This window comes from Planomonospora alba (assembly GCF_039534085.1).
GTDB classification, from domain to species: Bacteria; Actinomycetota; Actinomycetes; order Streptosporangiales; family Streptosporangiaceae; genus Planomonospora_B; species Planomonospora_B alba.
In genome coordinates, this window is record NZ_BAAAUT010000054.1 from 20,172 (window position 1) to 33,503 (window position 13,332).

General features: G+C 75.5%; 13 protein-coding genes and 1 pseudogene. 5 read left to right on the forward strand and 9 right to left on the reverse strand.

What is annotated here, in order from left to right:
- Positions 1 to 57: 57 nt before the first annotated feature.
- Positions 58 to 882, reverse strand: a complete 825-nt coding sequence (locus ABD823_RS27010; RefSeq protein ID WP_344864372.1) for an ABC transporter ATP-binding protein — start codon at positions 880 to 882, stop codon at positions 58 to 60.
- 182 nt (positions 883 to 1,064) lie between these two features.
- Here ABD823_RS27010 and ABD823_RS27015 point away from each other — a divergent pair, with 182 nt between their 5' ends.
- Both ABD823_RS27015 and ABD823_RS27020 read left to right on the forward strand, forming a co-directional pair.
- The gene (locus ABD823_RS27015) at positions 1,065 to 2,264 is read left to right on the forward strand and encodes a PucR family transcriptional regulator (RefSeq protein ID WP_344864374.1); all 1,200 of its coding nucleotides are present in this window, start codon (positions 1,065 to 1,067) and stop codon (positions 2,262 to 2,264) included.
- A gap of 169 nt (positions 2,265 to 2,433) precedes the next feature.
- Positions 2,434 to 2,868 (forward strand): CBS domain-containing protein, encoded by a 435-nt coding sequence (locus ABD823_RS27020; RefSeq protein ID WP_344864376.1) that lies wholly within the window; start codon positions 2,434 to 2,436, stop codon positions 2,866 to 2,868.
- Positions 2,869 to 2,904: 36 nt separating this feature from the next.
- On the opposite strand, the gene ABD823_RS27025 is transcribed toward ABD823_RS27020, so the two are convergent.
- Genes ABD823_RS27025 through ABD823_RS27045 form a run of 5 tightly spaced genes read right to left on the reverse strand, consistent with a single transcriptional unit; the run spans position 2,905 to position 8,172 of the window.
- Positions 2,905 to 3,576, reverse strand: a complete 672-nt coding sequence (locus tag ABD823_RS27025; RefSeq protein ID WP_344864378.1) for an ABC transporter ATP-binding protein — start codon at positions 3,574 to 3,576, stop codon at positions 2,905 to 2,907.
- Positions 3,569 to 4,630 (reverse strand): ABC transporter ATP-binding protein, encoded by a 1,062-nt coding sequence (locus ABD823_RS27030; protein WP_344864380.1) that lies wholly within the window; start codon positions 4,628 to 4,630, stop codon positions 3,569 to 3,571. Before ABD823_RS27030 ends, ABD823_RS27025 begins: the two co-directional genes overlap by 8 nt.
- Positions 4,627 to 5,505, reverse strand: a complete 879-nt coding sequence (locus tag ABD823_RS27035) for an ABC transporter permease (RefSeq protein WP_344864382.1) — start codon at positions 5,503 to 5,505, stop codon at positions 4,627 to 4,629. The genes ABD823_RS27030 and ABD823_RS27035 overlap by 4 nt, the downstream gene beginning before the upstream one ends.
- 1 nt (position 5,506) lies before the next feature.
- Entirely contained in the window at positions 5,507 to 6,616 is a 1,110-nt protein-coding gene (locus ABD823_RS27040; RefSeq protein WP_344864384.1) for an ABC transporter permease, read from the reverse strand.
- Positions 6,613 to 8,172, reverse strand: a complete 1,560-nt coding sequence (locus ABD823_RS27045; RefSeq protein WP_344864386.1) for an ABC transporter substrate-binding protein — start codon at positions 8,170 to 8,172, stop codon at positions 6,613 to 6,615. The genes ABD823_RS27040 and ABD823_RS27045 overlap by 4 nt, the downstream gene beginning before the upstream one ends.
- Before the next feature lie 404 nt (positions 8,173 to 8,576).
- Here ABD823_RS27045 and ABD823_RS27050 point away from each other — a divergent pair, with 404 nt between their 5' ends.
- The 3 genes from ABD823_RS27050 (at position 8,577) to ABD823_RS27060 (ending at position 10,162) form a co-directional block, all read left to right on the forward strand.
- Entirely contained in the window at positions 8,577 to 8,831 is a 255-nt protein-coding gene (locus ABD823_RS27050) for a Smr/MutS family protein (RefSeq protein WP_344864388.1), read from the forward strand.
- 162 nt (positions 8,832 to 8,993) lie between these two features.
- Positions 8,994 to 9,575 (forward strand): RNA polymerase sigma factor, encoded by a 582-nt coding sequence (locus tag ABD823_RS27055; RefSeq protein WP_344864390.1) that lies wholly within the window; start codon positions 8,994 to 8,996, stop codon positions 9,573 to 9,575.
- Entirely contained in the window at positions 9,572 to 10,162 is a 591-nt protein-coding gene (locus ABD823_RS27060; RefSeq protein WP_344864392.1) for a hypothetical protein, read from the forward strand. Before ABD823_RS27055 ends, ABD823_RS27060 begins: the two co-directional genes overlap by 4 nt.
- 142 nt (positions 10,163 to 10,304) lie before the next feature.
- Here ABD823_RS27060 and ABD823_RS27065 read toward each other — a convergent pair whose 3' ends face one another.
- The 3 genes and pseudogenes from ABD823_RS27065 to ABD823_RS27075 all read right to left on the reverse strand — a co-directional run.
- A complete protein-coding gene (locus ABD823_RS27065; RefSeq protein WP_344864394.1) occupies positions 10,305 to 10,865 on the reverse strand; it encodes a DinB family protein in 561 nt (186 codons plus the stop codon).
- Between the two features lie 10 nt (positions 10,866 to 10,875).
- Positions 10,876 to 12,222, reverse strand: a complete 1,347-nt coding sequence (locus ABD823_RS27070; protein ID WP_344864396.1) for a polysaccharide lyase family 8 super-sandwich domain-containing protein — start codon at positions 12,220 to 12,222, stop codon at positions 10,876 to 10,878.
- Between the two features lie 59 nt (positions 12,223 to 12,281).
- Positions 12,282 to 13,325 (reverse strand): annotated as a pseudogene (locus ABD823_RS27075) (lyase); the annotation flags it as partial.
- Positions 13,326 to 13,332: the final 7 nt, after the last annotated feature.

The window sequence follows — 13,332 nt, forward strand, 5'->3', positions numbered from 1 at the left end:
TCGCTCATGCGGACCGCCCGGGAGGTGCCGTGGAGGGGGACGGGGAAGGGGGGAGAGTCATGCCGGCCACCTGCTCAGCGCGGGGCGCCGCGAGGGCCCGCCGGTCGGCCGGGCCTCGGCGTCGCCGCCGACACCCAGGTAGCGGCGGCGCACCTCGTCGCTGGCGGCGAGCTCCCCGGCGGGACCCGACAGCACGACCTCGCCGACCTCCAGCACGTAGGCGTGGGAGGCGAGGGACAGGGCCATCGCGGCGTTCTGCTCCACCAGGAGCACCGTCGTGCCCTGCGCGTTGATCTCCCGGACGGTCTCGGCGATGCGGGCCGCCATCAGCGGCGCCAGCCCGAGGGTGGGCTCGTCGAGCAGGAGCATCTGCGGGCAGGCCATCATCGCGCGGCCCATGGCGAGCATCTGCTGCTCGCCGCCCGACAGCAGGCCGGCCCGCTGCCGGGCCCGCTCGGCGAGCACCGGGAAGAGCTCCAGCACCCGCTCCCGCGCCTCGGCGGCGGCCCTGCGGTCCCGCGCCCCGAGCGCGCCGGCCCGCAGGTTCTCCTCCACCGTCATCCGCGCGAAGACCCTGCGCCCCTCCGGCACCTGGACGACGCCGCGCGCGACGACGGCCGAGGTGCCCGCCGCGGACAGCGGCGCGCCGTCGAAGCTGATCCCGCCCGCCGTGATGCCGCCCCGCTGGAAGCGGAGCGTTCCCGAGACGGCGCGCAGCAGCGTGGACTTGCCCGCGCCGTTGCCGCCGAGCACCGCCACGACCGCCCCGCGCGGCACGTCGAGGGAGACCCCGCGCAGGGCCGTCACGGGGCCGTAGTTCACCGCCAGATCCCTGACCGCCAGCCCGGAGGCTCCGGGCGGCCGGGAGGCGTGGACGTTCATGTATGCCTCCTGACAACCGATGAACGCACCCAACCCAGGTCCTTCACCCGCGTCCAGAGGGCGGGGTGAAGTCGGGGCGGACGCCCACGGGGGGACGGCGCACGTTGTGCTCCAGCACAACGCGGGATCACGAAACGAAACAGAATCTTGTTCCGCTCGCTGTACCGGGCCACCATGGCCAGATGGGGATCCGGACCGCGGCCGACGACGAGGTGCGCAGGATCATGCGGCTGGCCGCGAGCCGGCTGCTCGGACGCCTGCACGAACTCACCGACGAACTCGTGGCCAAGACGCGCGACACCGACGAGGCCTACCGCAGGATGGTGCCCACCGACGACCACTGGCAGAGCGTGTACGAGGCCATGGAGACCGGCATCGGCGCGATCCTGCTGCCCCGGCCGGAGCGGCGCGACGTGCAGCAGGCGGAGAAGACCGCCCGCCGCCGCGCCGAGCAGGGACTGCCGATGGACTCGCTGCTGCGCAGCTACCGGATCTCCGCGGAGGTGATGTGGGACGGCCTGGTCGGCGTCGTCGCGGAGGAGGAACCGGACAGCCTGCCGCTGCTCATCCGCAGCGCCACCAAGGTGTGGCACGCCGTCGACCGGCAGGCCGTCGCCGCCGCCGAGTCCTACCGGAGAAGGGAGGCCGAGCTGTTCGGCCGGACCAACGAGCGGGTCCAGGCCCTGCTCGACGCCCTGCTGGAGGACCGCGCCGACGAGGCGCTGGTCCGCAGCGCCGCCGCCGCGCTCGACCTGCCGGAGCTGGGCCGCTACGCGGTCGTCATCACCCGGCTGCCCGGCCGCGGCGGCCAGGCCGACGACGAGTCCCGCCCGGCGGGCCTGGGCGCCGTCCGGCTGCTGTGGCGCATGCGCCCCGACTACGAGGTGGCGGTCGCCCTGCTCCAGGACAGGGAGGTCGGGGAGCTGACCGAGGCCCTGCGCCCGCACGTCACCGGCTGCGCCGGGATCAGCCCGGTGGTCGAGGGCCTGGCCGAGCTGGGGCGCGCCCGCAGGCTGGCCGAGCTGGCCCTGCGGACCTGCACGGGGGAGGGCCCGGAGATCGCCCGGCTGGAGGACCGGCTCCCCGCCGCGCTGGTGGTCAGCCAGCCCGAGCTGGCCGGCCACCTGAGCGCCGCGGTGCTCCGGCCGGTCCTGGCCCTGGACCCCGCCGACCGCGAGGTGCTGCTCGGCACCCTGGAGGCGTGGCTGCGCTGCGAGGGGTCGGCGATGCGCGCCGCCGGGCAGCTCTACTGCCACCGCAACACCGTCTTCAACCGCATCCGCCGGATCGAGCAGCTCACCGGCCGGTCACTGGCCCGGCCGCTGGACATCGTCGAGCTCTCCCTGGCCCTCGACGCGGTGCGGCTGCTGCCCGCGGGCTGACCCGCCCCGCCGTGCCCCCGGGCGGAGGACCGGTTGGCCGCCGCCCCGCCGGCCGGAGGAGCGGCTCCCGCCGTCATCCGGTGTTTGCCCGCGCGGGCGCTTAGCCGCAGGCGCGGCGGGGCACTGTAAGGGGATACCCCCCGAGCCAGGCTGAACCGAGGTGGTGCCAATGCTGATCGGCAGGATACTTCAGGCAAAGGGAACCAACGTGGCCACCGTCCACCCGGACACGAGCGTCACCCGGCTGCTGGGCGTCCTGGCGGACAACAACATCGGCGCCGTGGTGGTGTCGCCGGACGGCTCGTCGATCGCGGGCATCGTCTCCGAGCGCGACATCGTGCGGCACCTCCACGACCGCGGCGCCGCGGTGCTCGAGGCCCCCGTCTCGGCCATCATGACGACCGACGTCCACACCTGCTCGCCGGAGGACAACGTCGAGGACCTGCGCCACACCATGACCGACCGCCGCATCCGGCACCTGCCGGTGGTCTCCGGCGGCCGCATGGTCGGCATCGTCAGCATCGGCGACGTCGTCAAGAGCAGCATCGACATGCTGGAGACCGAGAAGGCGTCCCTGGTCGACTACCTGCACCGCAGGGCGTAGGCCGGCGCCCTCCCCGTCCCGGGGGCGCCGGGCCCCTCACCCCGGGGCCGGGGCCGCCTCGCCGAGTTCCGTCTCGCCGAGCCGCACCCGGCGGTGCGCCCAGCGGTCGAGCAGGGCGTCGTCGTGGCTGACGGCCAGCACGCCCGCCCCGCTCCGCTCCCGGTAGGCTTCCACGACCGCGACCAGGTGCGCCTGGGTGGAGGCGTCCAGCATGGTCGTCATCTCGTCGCAGATCAGGTAACGCGGCTCCAGCACCAGCGCCCTGGCCACGCACGCCCGCTGCAACTGCCCGTCGGACACCTCGTGCGGGCGGCGGGTGAGCAGGTCGGGGGTCAGGCCCGTCTCGGCGGCCAGCGCGGCCACCCGCTCCGGGTCGGGCCGCCCCGCCGCGGCCAGCGGTTCGGCGATGATCTCGGTCAGGGTCAGGCGGGGGTCCGCCGCCAGGCGCGGCTGCTGGTAGAGCAGGGCGACGGAGGTGCGCTGCGCCCGCGGTGCCCGCTGCCGCCAGCGCCCCACGGCCTGCCCGTCCAGCACCACCGAGCCGCCCGACGGGCGGAGCATCAGCGCCAGCACCCGCGCCAGCGTGGACTTGCCGCAGCCGCTCGGGCCGGCCAGGCCGGTCACCCGCCCCGGCTCGACGCGGAGCGAGACGCGGTCCAGCACCACCTGCCGGCCGTACCGGACGGTGACGTCGCGGGCCTCAAGCACGGCCGTCCTCCCCGGGGTGGTGGCAGGCCACGCCGTCCGCCAGCACCGGCGGCGCCGCGCAGGCCGCGTCGGCCCGGGCGCAGCGCGGCGCGAAGGCGCAGCCGTCCGGCAGGCGGGTCAGCTCCGGCGGCATGCCGGGGATCGGGACGAACGCCCGGTCGGGCCGGGCGTCCACCAGCCCCGCGGCGTACGGGTGGCGCGGCCGGTCCAGGACGCGCGCGGCCGGGCCGGTCTCGACCAGGCGCCCGGCGTACATCACGGCGAGGTCGTCGGCGACCCGCTCCGCCGCCCGCAGGTCATGGGTGATCAGCAGGACGGCCCGCCCCTCGTCGCACAGTGCGCGCAGCGCGTCCATCGCCTTGTCCACCAGCGGCCGGTCCAGCCCGCCGGTCGGCTCGTCGGCCAGGATCAGCCACGGGTCCCCGGCCAGCGCCATCGCGTTCGCCACCCGCTGGGCCATGCCGCCGGACAGCTCGTGCGGGTAGCGGTCCAGGTCGGCGGGGTGCAGGCCCTGCCGCAGCGCGAGTTCGCCGGCGCGCTCGCGCGGCCGCGGATGGCCGAGCTCCCGCAGCGCCTCCTCCAGCTGCGCCCGCGCGGTCCGCACCGGCGTCAGGTGGGTGGCCGGGCTCTGCGGGATCAGCCCGATCGCGCGCCCGCGCACCCGCCGGGCCAGTACGGCCTGCGGGGCGCCGAGCAGCTCCAACCCCTGCCCGTCCTGCTCCAGCCAGGCCCGCCCGGAGACCTCGGCGTTGCCCGGCAGCAGCCCGAGCAGCGCGTGGGCGAGCACCGACTTGCCGCAGCCCGACTCGCCCACCAGCGCCAGGCACCGTCCGGGACGCACCTCGAAGCGCACGCCGGTGACCGCCCGCACGGTCGCGCCGGGCAGCCGGAAGGAGACGGTCAGCTCCTCCACCCGGAGCCGGCGGTCCGCGGGGCTCCCGGGGGAGCCCGCGGCGTGCGCGGGAGCCGTCGCGGTCGTCGTGGCCCGCCCGGCGCCCGCGGCCCGGGCGCCTCCGGCCGGGGCGGCCGGTCCGGCGGGAACGGCTCCGGTCACAGCGTCAGCTCCGATCGCAGTCGGGGGGTGAGCCGGTCGCGCCAGTGCTGGGCGAGCACGCTCACCGCCAGGGTCGGCACCAGGATGAACACGCCGGGCACCAGGCTGGACCACCAGTCGCCGGCCAGCAGGGAGCGCTGCCCGTCGTTGATCATGTTGCCGAGCGAGGCCAGGTGCGGGGGCAGCCCGAGCCCCAGGAAGCTCAGCGCGGTCTCGTGCCAGATGGCGTGCGGGATCATCAGCACCGTGGCCAGCAGCAGGTGCGGGGCCAGGTGGGGCAGCAGGTGGCGGCGGACCACCCGGAGCCTGCCCGCCCCGCCGGAGATCGCCGCCTCCACGAAGGGCCGGGAGCGCAGTGAGAGCACCTCGGAGCGGACGATGCGGGCGGCGGTGATCCAGTGCGTGATCCCCACCGAGACCACCACCGCGACCGGGCTCGGCGAGAACAGCGCCACGATGAAGATCCCCATCAGCAGGTGCGGCACCGAGGCGAGACCGTCGACGGCCCGCATGATCAGGCGGTCGGGCATGCCTCCGAGACTGCCCGAGACCAGCCCCACGAGGCCGCCGATCACCATGCTGACCAGCGCGGCCACCAGGCCGACCAGGAAGGACACGCGCAGCCCGTAGATCGAGCGGAGCAGCACGTCCCGGCCGACCTGGTCGGTGCCGAGCGGATGGGACAGGGACGGCGGCCGACCGGCCGAGCGCAGGTCCACCAGCTGCTGGTCGAGCTGGGCCAGCGGCGGGACGAGCAGCACCGCCAGGGCGAGGACCGCCAGCACGGCGGCGGCCAGGCGCACCGGCCACCGGGCCGCGGTCCCCGCCCCGCTCCGAGCGCGGAGGCCCGCCTTCAGCCGCGGGAAGGAGGCCATGTCAGCTCACTCCCAGGGTGCGGACGCGGGGATCGGCGAGGGTGTAGGCGACGTCCGCCAGCAGGTTGCCGCCCAGCACGGCCAGGGTGCCCAGCAGGGTGAGCGCGGCCAGCAGCGGGAAGTCCGCGGCCAGGGCCGCCTGCACCGAGGCCGAGGCCACGCCCGGCCAGGAGAAGACGCTCTCCACCAGGATCGCGCCGGTCACCAGCTCCGGGACCCGGGCGCCCAGCAGGGTGAGGAAGGGCAGCAGCGCCGAGCGGAGCGCGTGCCGCAGCAGCACCGTGCGCTCCCGCAGGCCGCGGGCGCGGGCGCCGATGACGAAGTCCTCCCGCAGCACGCCGATGACGGACTCGCGCACGTACAGCACCAGCCACGACGACTGGGAGACGGCCAGGACCGTGACGGGCAGCACCATGTGCGCGGCCAGGTCGCCGATCTCCACGGTGGTGGACGCCGCGTCCGTCAGGCCTCCCGCGGGCAGCAGGTCCAGCTTCACCGAGAAGACCCAGATCGCCAGCAGGCCGAGCCAGAACACCGGGGCCGCCTCGTTCGCCAGCACGCCTCCGGTGATCAGCCGGTCGAGCCAGGAGCCGCGCCACCGGGCGGCGGCCGTACCGGCCGCCAGGCTCCCGGCGAGCATCAGCACGATCGCCGCGGAGGTGGCCAGCAGCGTCCACGGCAGCCGCTCGGCGATCACCTGCCCGACCGGCAGGTGCAGCGACCGCGACTCGCCCAGGTCGCCCTGGAGGAGGTTGCCCAGCCAGGCGGTGTACTGCTCCAGGACGGGGCGGTCGACGCCCCATTCGGCGCGGATCCGCTCGGCCACCGCCGGATCGGTGACCACGGCCCGGTCGCCGAGGTACTGCCGGACCGGGTCGAAGGGCGAGGCCTTGGCCAGGGCGAACATGCCGGCCGTCACCGCCAGCAGCAGCGGCACGGCGAAGGCCGCCCGCCAGGCCACCATGCGCCCGAGCGCCGCCGCGGTGCCGCGGGAGCGGCGCGGGGCGCCTGCGCCCGGGACCGGAGCAGGGGGCGGGGGCGGGGGCGGGGCCGCGCGCTCCGCGCCGCCGGGCGCCGGTCCGGGACCCCGGTGCTGTGTTCCGTGCTTCACGCGGCCGGTCTCCAGGTGTGGATGTCGCGGAACAGGCCGCCGAGGGCGTGCTCGTGGGCCTCCACGCCGGGCCGTACGCCCTGGTGGTCGCCGCGGATGACGTAGACGTGCTTGAGGAAGACCAGGTGGGTCCAGACCGCGTCGTCGTGCACGATCTTCTGGAAGCGGAGGTAGGCGCGCCTGCGCTCGGCGGGGTCGCCGGAGCGGCGGCCGGTCTCCAGCAGCTCGTCCACCTCGCGGCTCTCGTATCCGCCCGGGTTGAAGAAGCCCTGGCGCGCGTAGGAGGAGTGGAACAGCTCGTAGTTGACGTAGTCGGGGTCGTACGGGCTGCCGTACCCCATGATCAGGGCGTCCTCGCGCATGCGCGGCTCGATGGCGTCCCAGTCGAGCCCGGCGAGCCGGACGTCCAGCCCGACGGCCTTGGCGTCGGAGGCCACCGCCAGCGCCAGCTCCTTGCGGAGCGAGTCGCCCGCCGGGTACATCAGCGTGAACGCGGCGCGCACGCCGTCCTTGACCCGGACGCCGTCCCCGCCGGGGAGCCAGCCGCCGTCCTGCAGGAGCCGGCGCGCGGCCTCCGGGTCACCGGCGGGCGCGCCGGTCACCTCGGGGTTGTGCCAGGAGGTGTCGGGGGAGACGGGCCCGAAGGCCGGGGTGCCCGCCCCCGCGAGGATGGTGTCCACCATCGCCTGGCGGTCGACGGCCAGGCCGAGCGCCCTGCGGACCGCCCGGTCGCCGGTGACCGGGTGGTCGAGGGGGAACATGATGCCGCGGTAGTCGGCGCTGGGCACCTTGTGCACCGTGAGGCCGCGCTGCCCCTCGAACCGCGCCGCGGCGCGGGGCGGCAGGATCGTGGCGTCGAACTCCCCGGCGGACATCCGCGTCGCGCGGACGTTGTCGTCCTCGGCGAAGGCCAGCACCAGGCGGTCCAGCGCGGGCGGGCCGGACCGGTAGTCCCGGTTCGCCTCCAGCACGATCTTGTCCCCGGGGGTCCTGGACACGAACCGGTACGGCCCCGAGCCGACGGGCCGGTCACCGGTCAGCGGGGCGCCCTCGGGCACGATGCCCAGGGTGGTGCGCTGGACCAGCGGCGCGTAGGGGTGGCGGAGCCGGAACACGACGGTCGAGGGGTCGGGCGCGTCGACCCGTTCGATCGCGGCGAAGTCGCCCCGGATCGGCGAGGCGTTGGCCCCGTCCAGCACGGCCTCGTAGGTGTACTCGACGTCGGCGCTGGTCAGCGGGGTCCCGTCGTGGAACTTCAGGCCCTCGCGCAGGGTGAAGGTGACGGTCTCGCCGTCGTCGGAGACGGTCGGCGGGGCGGCCGCGACCGCCGGGGTGAGCGACAGGTCGGCCTCGCGGCTCATCAGCCCCTCGTAGATGAGGGATCCGCCGTCGGGCGCGTAGCCCATCACGGGGCTGAGGGTGTCGAACTCGGAGCCGAGGCCGATCACGAACGCGTCGGCGGACGGGGCCGCGGGGCCGTTCGAGGGGGCCGAGCAGGCGGCGGTCAGCAGGCCGGACGTCGCGGCCAGGGCGGCCAGGCACCGGGCCAGCCTCATGGGTCTCCTCCCGGGGTCGGTGGGGCGCCCCGAGAGTAACCTTGTTGCGAATAACTCGCAAGTAAGAAGAAACTGCAGCAGCCCGGAGGGTCCGGCACCCTCCACTCCGGTGGTCGGGTGGTGGCCGGAGTGCCCCGCCGTCGCGCGCCGATGGGGCGGCGACCCCCTCCGGGTCGCCGCGACCACCGGAGCCGAGAACGAGGGCGCCGACTGCGCGGTGACCCGACTGCGCGGTGACCGGCCTGCCCGACGCGGGCTCCCTGCTCGCTGACTCCAGGCTTCCCGGGGAGAGGGGCCGCGGGCGGGCTGTCCGCACCGGACCGGAGGCCGTAGCGTGGAGCGTGCCGCTCCGCGCCGGGGGCGGAAGCCGGTCCGGACACCCGCGAGCGCATGGAGGAGACACGTTGAAGCTCAAGCTGGATCTGCACCCGATCTACAACAGGGGCGGGGAGATCGACAAGGCGCTGCGCGGGATCATCGACGAGGCCATCCGGAAGCGGGCCACCGAGGTCGAGATCATCCCCGGGAAGGGGTCGGGCCAGCTGAAGAAGAAGGTCCTGCGCTTCCTGGACCAGAAGGAGATCAAGGCCCTCTACCACCGCATCGACAAGGACTCCAAGAACCACGGCCGCCTGTTCGTCTACTTCCGGCACAAGTAGGGCCACGGCACTCCGGCGTGCCCGCATCCGGTGGCCGACGGGCACGGAGGCGCGCGGAGGCGCACGCGTGCCGGGAACCGGCGGCGTACTCCGTCGACGGCCGGGAGCGGTCAGGCGGAACCGGAGGGCGCGTGCAGACAGTAGAGATGTGTGGACATGTCTATGCGCGCCCGCATTCGCGGCGGGGACCAGGCGGCCTTCGGACAACTCTTCGACGAGTGCTCGAAGGCCGTTTACAACCATGCCTTCCGTCTGACCGGCAACTGGTCCGCCGCCGAGGACGTGATGGCGCTGACGTTCCTGGAAGCATGGCGGTTACGGGCCAGGATCGACCCGGAGGGCGGCTCGCTGAAGCCCTGGCTCCTCGGCATCGCGACCAACGTGCACCGCAACGTGCGCCGGGCCGCCCGCCGGCACGACGACGCCCTGTCCAGGCTGCCGAGGGGCGAGGAGACACCGGACTTCGCCGACGAGGTCGTGGGGCGCATCCACGACGCCGAGCGGCTGGCCGCCGTACACCGGGCGTACGCCCGGCTGCGGCGCCAGGAGCAGGACGTGTTCGCGCTCTGCGTGTGGGCGGGCCTCGGCTACGCCCAGGCGGCCGAGGCGCTGGGCATCCCGGTGGGCACGGTCAGGTCCCGGCTGTCACGGGCCCGCAGGAAACTCGCCGGTGCCGGGGAACCGCCTCCCCCTCCGCGACAGGTAGTAGGTGACCGAGGCCCCGACAAGGAGGAGATCCGATGAACTGGCCGGCTGAGCGCGATCTTCCCGAGGGCCGTCACCGACTGCTCAAGGAGTTCGTGATGAGCGAGATCGACAGGGCACCGGCGAAGCGCCGCCTCCCGCGTCCCACCGTCCTGGCCCCCGCCCTGGGCCTGGCGGCCGCGGCGGCGGCCGCGGTGGTGGCGGTGCCGCTGCTGTTCGGCGGCACGCCCGCGTACGCGGTGAGCAAGGGGGCCGACGGCCTCATCCACATCACCATCAACGAGGCCAAGGACCCGAAGGGCCTCCAGGAGGACCTGCGGGAGATGGGGGCGAACGTGGTCGTCGACTACATCCCCCAGGGCAAGAAGTGCAGCCCGCAGCCGCGCGCGGCCCGCTTCCTGAGCGCTGAGGAGGCTCCGCTGACGGTGTTCCCCATGCCCGAGGGAAGCGAGCCCGGCTTCGTCATCGACCCGCGCGTGATCGGTGAGGGGCGGACGGGGGTGCTGGAGTTCAGCGTCTCGGAGAACGACGGCGGTGTGATCGCCGGCATCTGGGCCAGGGTGGCCGAGGGGCCGATCGCGGAGTGCGTGCTGGTGGACACCACGGAGGCGCCGCTGTCGCACTGACGGCGCGTCCGGTGCCCGCCGCGCGGGAGGCCTGCGTGCGGCGGGCACCGGCGTCAGCGCCCGGCCCCCCAGAGGCCGTGCGGGCTGCGCATCCGGCCCGCACGGCCGGGGCGTCCGGCGCCGCGGGGCCGTACCGCCGGGGTCAGCGCGGGGCGCCGCGGTCGCGGTACAGGTCGCGCAGGAGCAGGATCTCGGCGCCGTGGTGGAGCACCTCGCGGTTGATGTGCAGCACGAGGGCGGCCAGGGGCTCGTCGGCGAACGGGCCCTCGGCGGGGCCGCAGGGCCGGGCGAGCCTCTCGGCGCCGAGCCCGCGCACGCCGTCCCGCCACGCCGCGTACGCCTCGTCCAGCTGGCGCAGGGCCTGCTCGGCCGTGCCGGCGTAGGAGAAGGTCCGGTAGTCCACGGCGGGCCCGCCGAAGTGCGACGCGGCCCGCACGCCCAGCACGCCGACGATGAGGTGCCCGAGCCGCCAGGCGATCGTGGTCACCGGCGCGGGGTCCGGCTCGGGCAGCGCGAACTCGATGACGTACCCGCCGCTCCCGGCGGCGATCGGGGCGCTGCTCGCGCCGCGCGGGCGCACGCTCCAGCACCCGGCCACCGGCTCCCAGAAGTACTCCTCGTCGGTCAGCCCGTCGAGGCGCGGGCGCAGGTGGTTGGCCCAGTGCCATTCCAGTTGGTCGAGAAGGAGTGCGTTCCAGTCCATGCCCGAGAGCCTAGGAAGGATCGCGGACAGCCGATGTCCTGTTTCCGCGGCGTTCCCGGATCCGCGGCCCGCGGGCGGGCGAGGGACGCGGCGCGCCCGGCCAGACGGAGCGCCAGCCGAGCCGTACGGTGACCGTCAGCGAGCCGCCCTCCTGATCCGCCAGGCGCCCGAAGTGGAGCGCCAGCCGTCCGCCGGTCTCGGCGCCGGACAGCAGCGGGTGGGCGCTCAGCACCCCGGCCACCGGCCGGTGCCAGGTCACGGTCAGCCCGTCCAGGTCGCGCCGGGGGTCGGCGACGGTCAGCGCGGCCGTACCGTCGCCGTTCTCCCGGACGAGCACCGCGCACGGGGCGGAGGCGGTCAGGTCGCCGGCCGTCCCGTCCTGCCAGAAGTTGACCGCGGTGATCCCGAGCGACGGGACGCGGATCCCCTGCCGGAGGGCGGTGTTGGCGAGCACGTGCGCCCAGCCGGGGTCGGCGGCGCGTGCCCGGGTGCGCGCCCGGTCCGCGCCGGGCAGGAGGACGTAGACGTATCCCGCCGCGTCCGGGTCGACGCCGTGGTCCAGCCAGAGCGTCGTGTAGCTCCGGGCCGCCGCGTCCGGGCCGCCGGTGCGCTCCTCGCGCAGCGTGCGCAGGCGGGCGCCGCCGGGCAGCACGTAGCCGCCGTGCCCTTCCAGGTGGGCCCAGCCCACCGTGCCCGCCGCGGGGGAGGCCGGGGCGCCGCCCAGGGTGAGCGGCGCGCCGGTCCTGCGGTTGTCCACCACGGTCTCGACCGGCACGCCGTCCCGGCAGGTGATCCCGGCCCCCAGGCAGACCACCGCGTCGTCGAGGAAGAACCAGGACGTGAATGCCTCCAGCGTGCTGTCCAGGCCGTTCAGGTGCTGGCCGACCGCGGCGTACACGCCGTCGGTGGCGCCGCCCACCCAGCGGACCGGCGGGCGGGCGCCGCCCCAGGCCTCGCCGGCGCCGTCGGGCAGCCGCCGGGTGGAGACCGTCGTGCCCGGCAGGCGGTACGGGTCGACGGTCGGCCAGAAGGAGTCGGAGTACTGGTCGCCGTGGCCCTCGGCCCACCAGTAGAGCATCCCCGACCCGGTGTGCCAGCCGCGCAGGTTCTCGCCGTTGCCGTGCTCGTAGTGGCCGATCCGGCGGGAGGCCATGCTGAGCGCCGCGCACCAGCCGGGCCGGCGGTGGACGGCGCGGTCGCTCGCGGGGAACAGGCGGTGCCCGGCGGGCTCGTCCGCCGCGGGGATCGCCGGGTCGGCCAGGACCTCCGCCAGCCGGGCGTGGAATCCCAGGTCCTCGCGTTCGGCCGCCTCCAGCATGGGCACCCGGGTGCCGCGTACCGCCCAGCCCTTGACCATGCCCGCCAGCGGGCCCGCTCGGCGGCGGAGGCCGTCTCGCCGAGCAGCAGGACCGCGGAGGCGATCGCGCGGCCCCGCTCGTGGTCGCCGTACGGCCGCCTGCCGACCGCCCGGCCGCTGACGAGGTCCATGCAGGAACCGTCGTGCACGAACGGGGCGAAGGAGCACTCGACGCTGTCGAGGACGACCTGCCTTCCGGGGTCGGTCACCTCCCATGGCGTGCCGCGCAGCACCGCGAAGAGCACCGCGAGCCAGGACAGCAGCGACGCGCCGTACGTGCCCTGGTAGGGGACCGCGGTGTGCTGGAGGAAGGAGCCGTCGCGGTGGAAGCCGTCGCCCTCGCGGACGCGGCGGAAGACCGGGGAGAGCGCCGATACGGCCCGCGCGGCCCGGTCCGGGTCGGCTCCGAGGACGGCGCGCAGCAGCGTCACCGTGCACAGGTCCACCCGGTTGGCCCCGGTGCTGGTGCCGCCGTAGTCCTCCAGGAGGCATCCGGGGACGAAGTGGTCCACCGCCTCCCGCAGCGCACGGCCCTCCCGCTCCGGCAGGAGCGGGCCGATCAGCACGGCGGCGTCGAGGAGTGCCCGGGGGACGCCGATCTGCCAGTGCCACCAGTTGCCGGCGGGTTCGGCGCCCGCGGCGTACACCCGCCGCAGGTAGTGGCCGATCCCGGCGGCGACGGCCGCGGCCAGGCCCGCGTCGCCCGTCAGGCCGGTCCCGGGCAGCGCGTACGCGCGGGCCATGGCCCGCAGCCGCGCCGGGGTGGCGGCGAAGGAGGGGAACGGCAGGTCGGGCCAGAGCGATCCGCGGGCCGGGGCCAGGGCGGCCCGGTGCCGGGCGGCCGCGGCGCCCAGCCGCGCCAGCCGCGTCCGGTACGGCTCGGCCTCCGCGTCGAACCCGGAGCCCGCCGTCACCTCCCGCCAGCGGCGGCGCAGCAGGGCGAAGGGGTCTGCGTGCCCGCCGTCCGCCTCCCGGCGGCCCGCGGCGGGACCGCCCTCCGGGGCCGCCGGACGCGCGGGGGGCGCTGCGGCGGGCGGGGCCAGCGCGCCCGCCGTAGCGGCACCGCCGATCCGGAGGAACGATCGCCTGGAGCATCCGTGCACCCGTGGA

Excerpts from the sequence above, each read along its gene's own strand:
- ABD823_RS27010 (WP_344864372.1), bottom strand. The coding sequence starts at position 882 with ATGAACGTCCACGCCTCCCGGCCGCCCGGAGCCTCCGGGCTGGCGGTC.
- ABD823_RS27055 (WP_344864390.1), top strand. The coding sequence starts at position 8,994 with ATGCGCGCCCGCATTCGCGGCGGGGACCAGGCGGCCTTCGGACAACTC.
- ABD823_RS27045 (WP_344864386.1), bottom strand. The coding sequence starts at position 8,172 with ATGAGGCTGGCCCGGTGCCTGGCCGCCCTGGCCGCGACGTCCGGCCTG.
- ABD823_RS27015 (WP_344864374.1), top strand. The coding sequence starts at position 1,065 with ATGGGGATCCGGACCGCGGCCGACGACGAGGTGCGCAGGATCATGCGG.
- ABD823_RS27035 (WP_344864382.1), bottom strand. The coding sequence starts at position 5,505 with ATGGCCTCCTTCCCGCGGCTGAAGGCGGGCCTCCGCGCTCGGAGCGGG.
- ABD823_RS27070 (WP_344864396.1), bottom strand. The coding sequence starts at position 12,222 with ATGGTCAAGGGCTGGGCGGTACGCGGCACCCGGGTGCCCATGCTGGAG.
- ABD823_RS27020 (WP_344864376.1), top strand. The coding sequence starts at position 2,434 with ATGCTGATCGGCAGGATACTTCAGGCAAAGGGAACCAACGTGGCCACC.
- ABD823_RS27060 (WP_344864392.1), top strand. The coding sequence starts at position 9,572 with ATGAACTGGCCGGCTGAGCGCGATCTTCCCGAGGGCCGTCACCGACTG.
- ABD823_RS27065 (WP_344864394.1), bottom strand. The coding sequence starts at position 10,865 with ATGGACTGGAACGCACTCCTTCTCGACCAACTGGAATGGCACTGGGCC.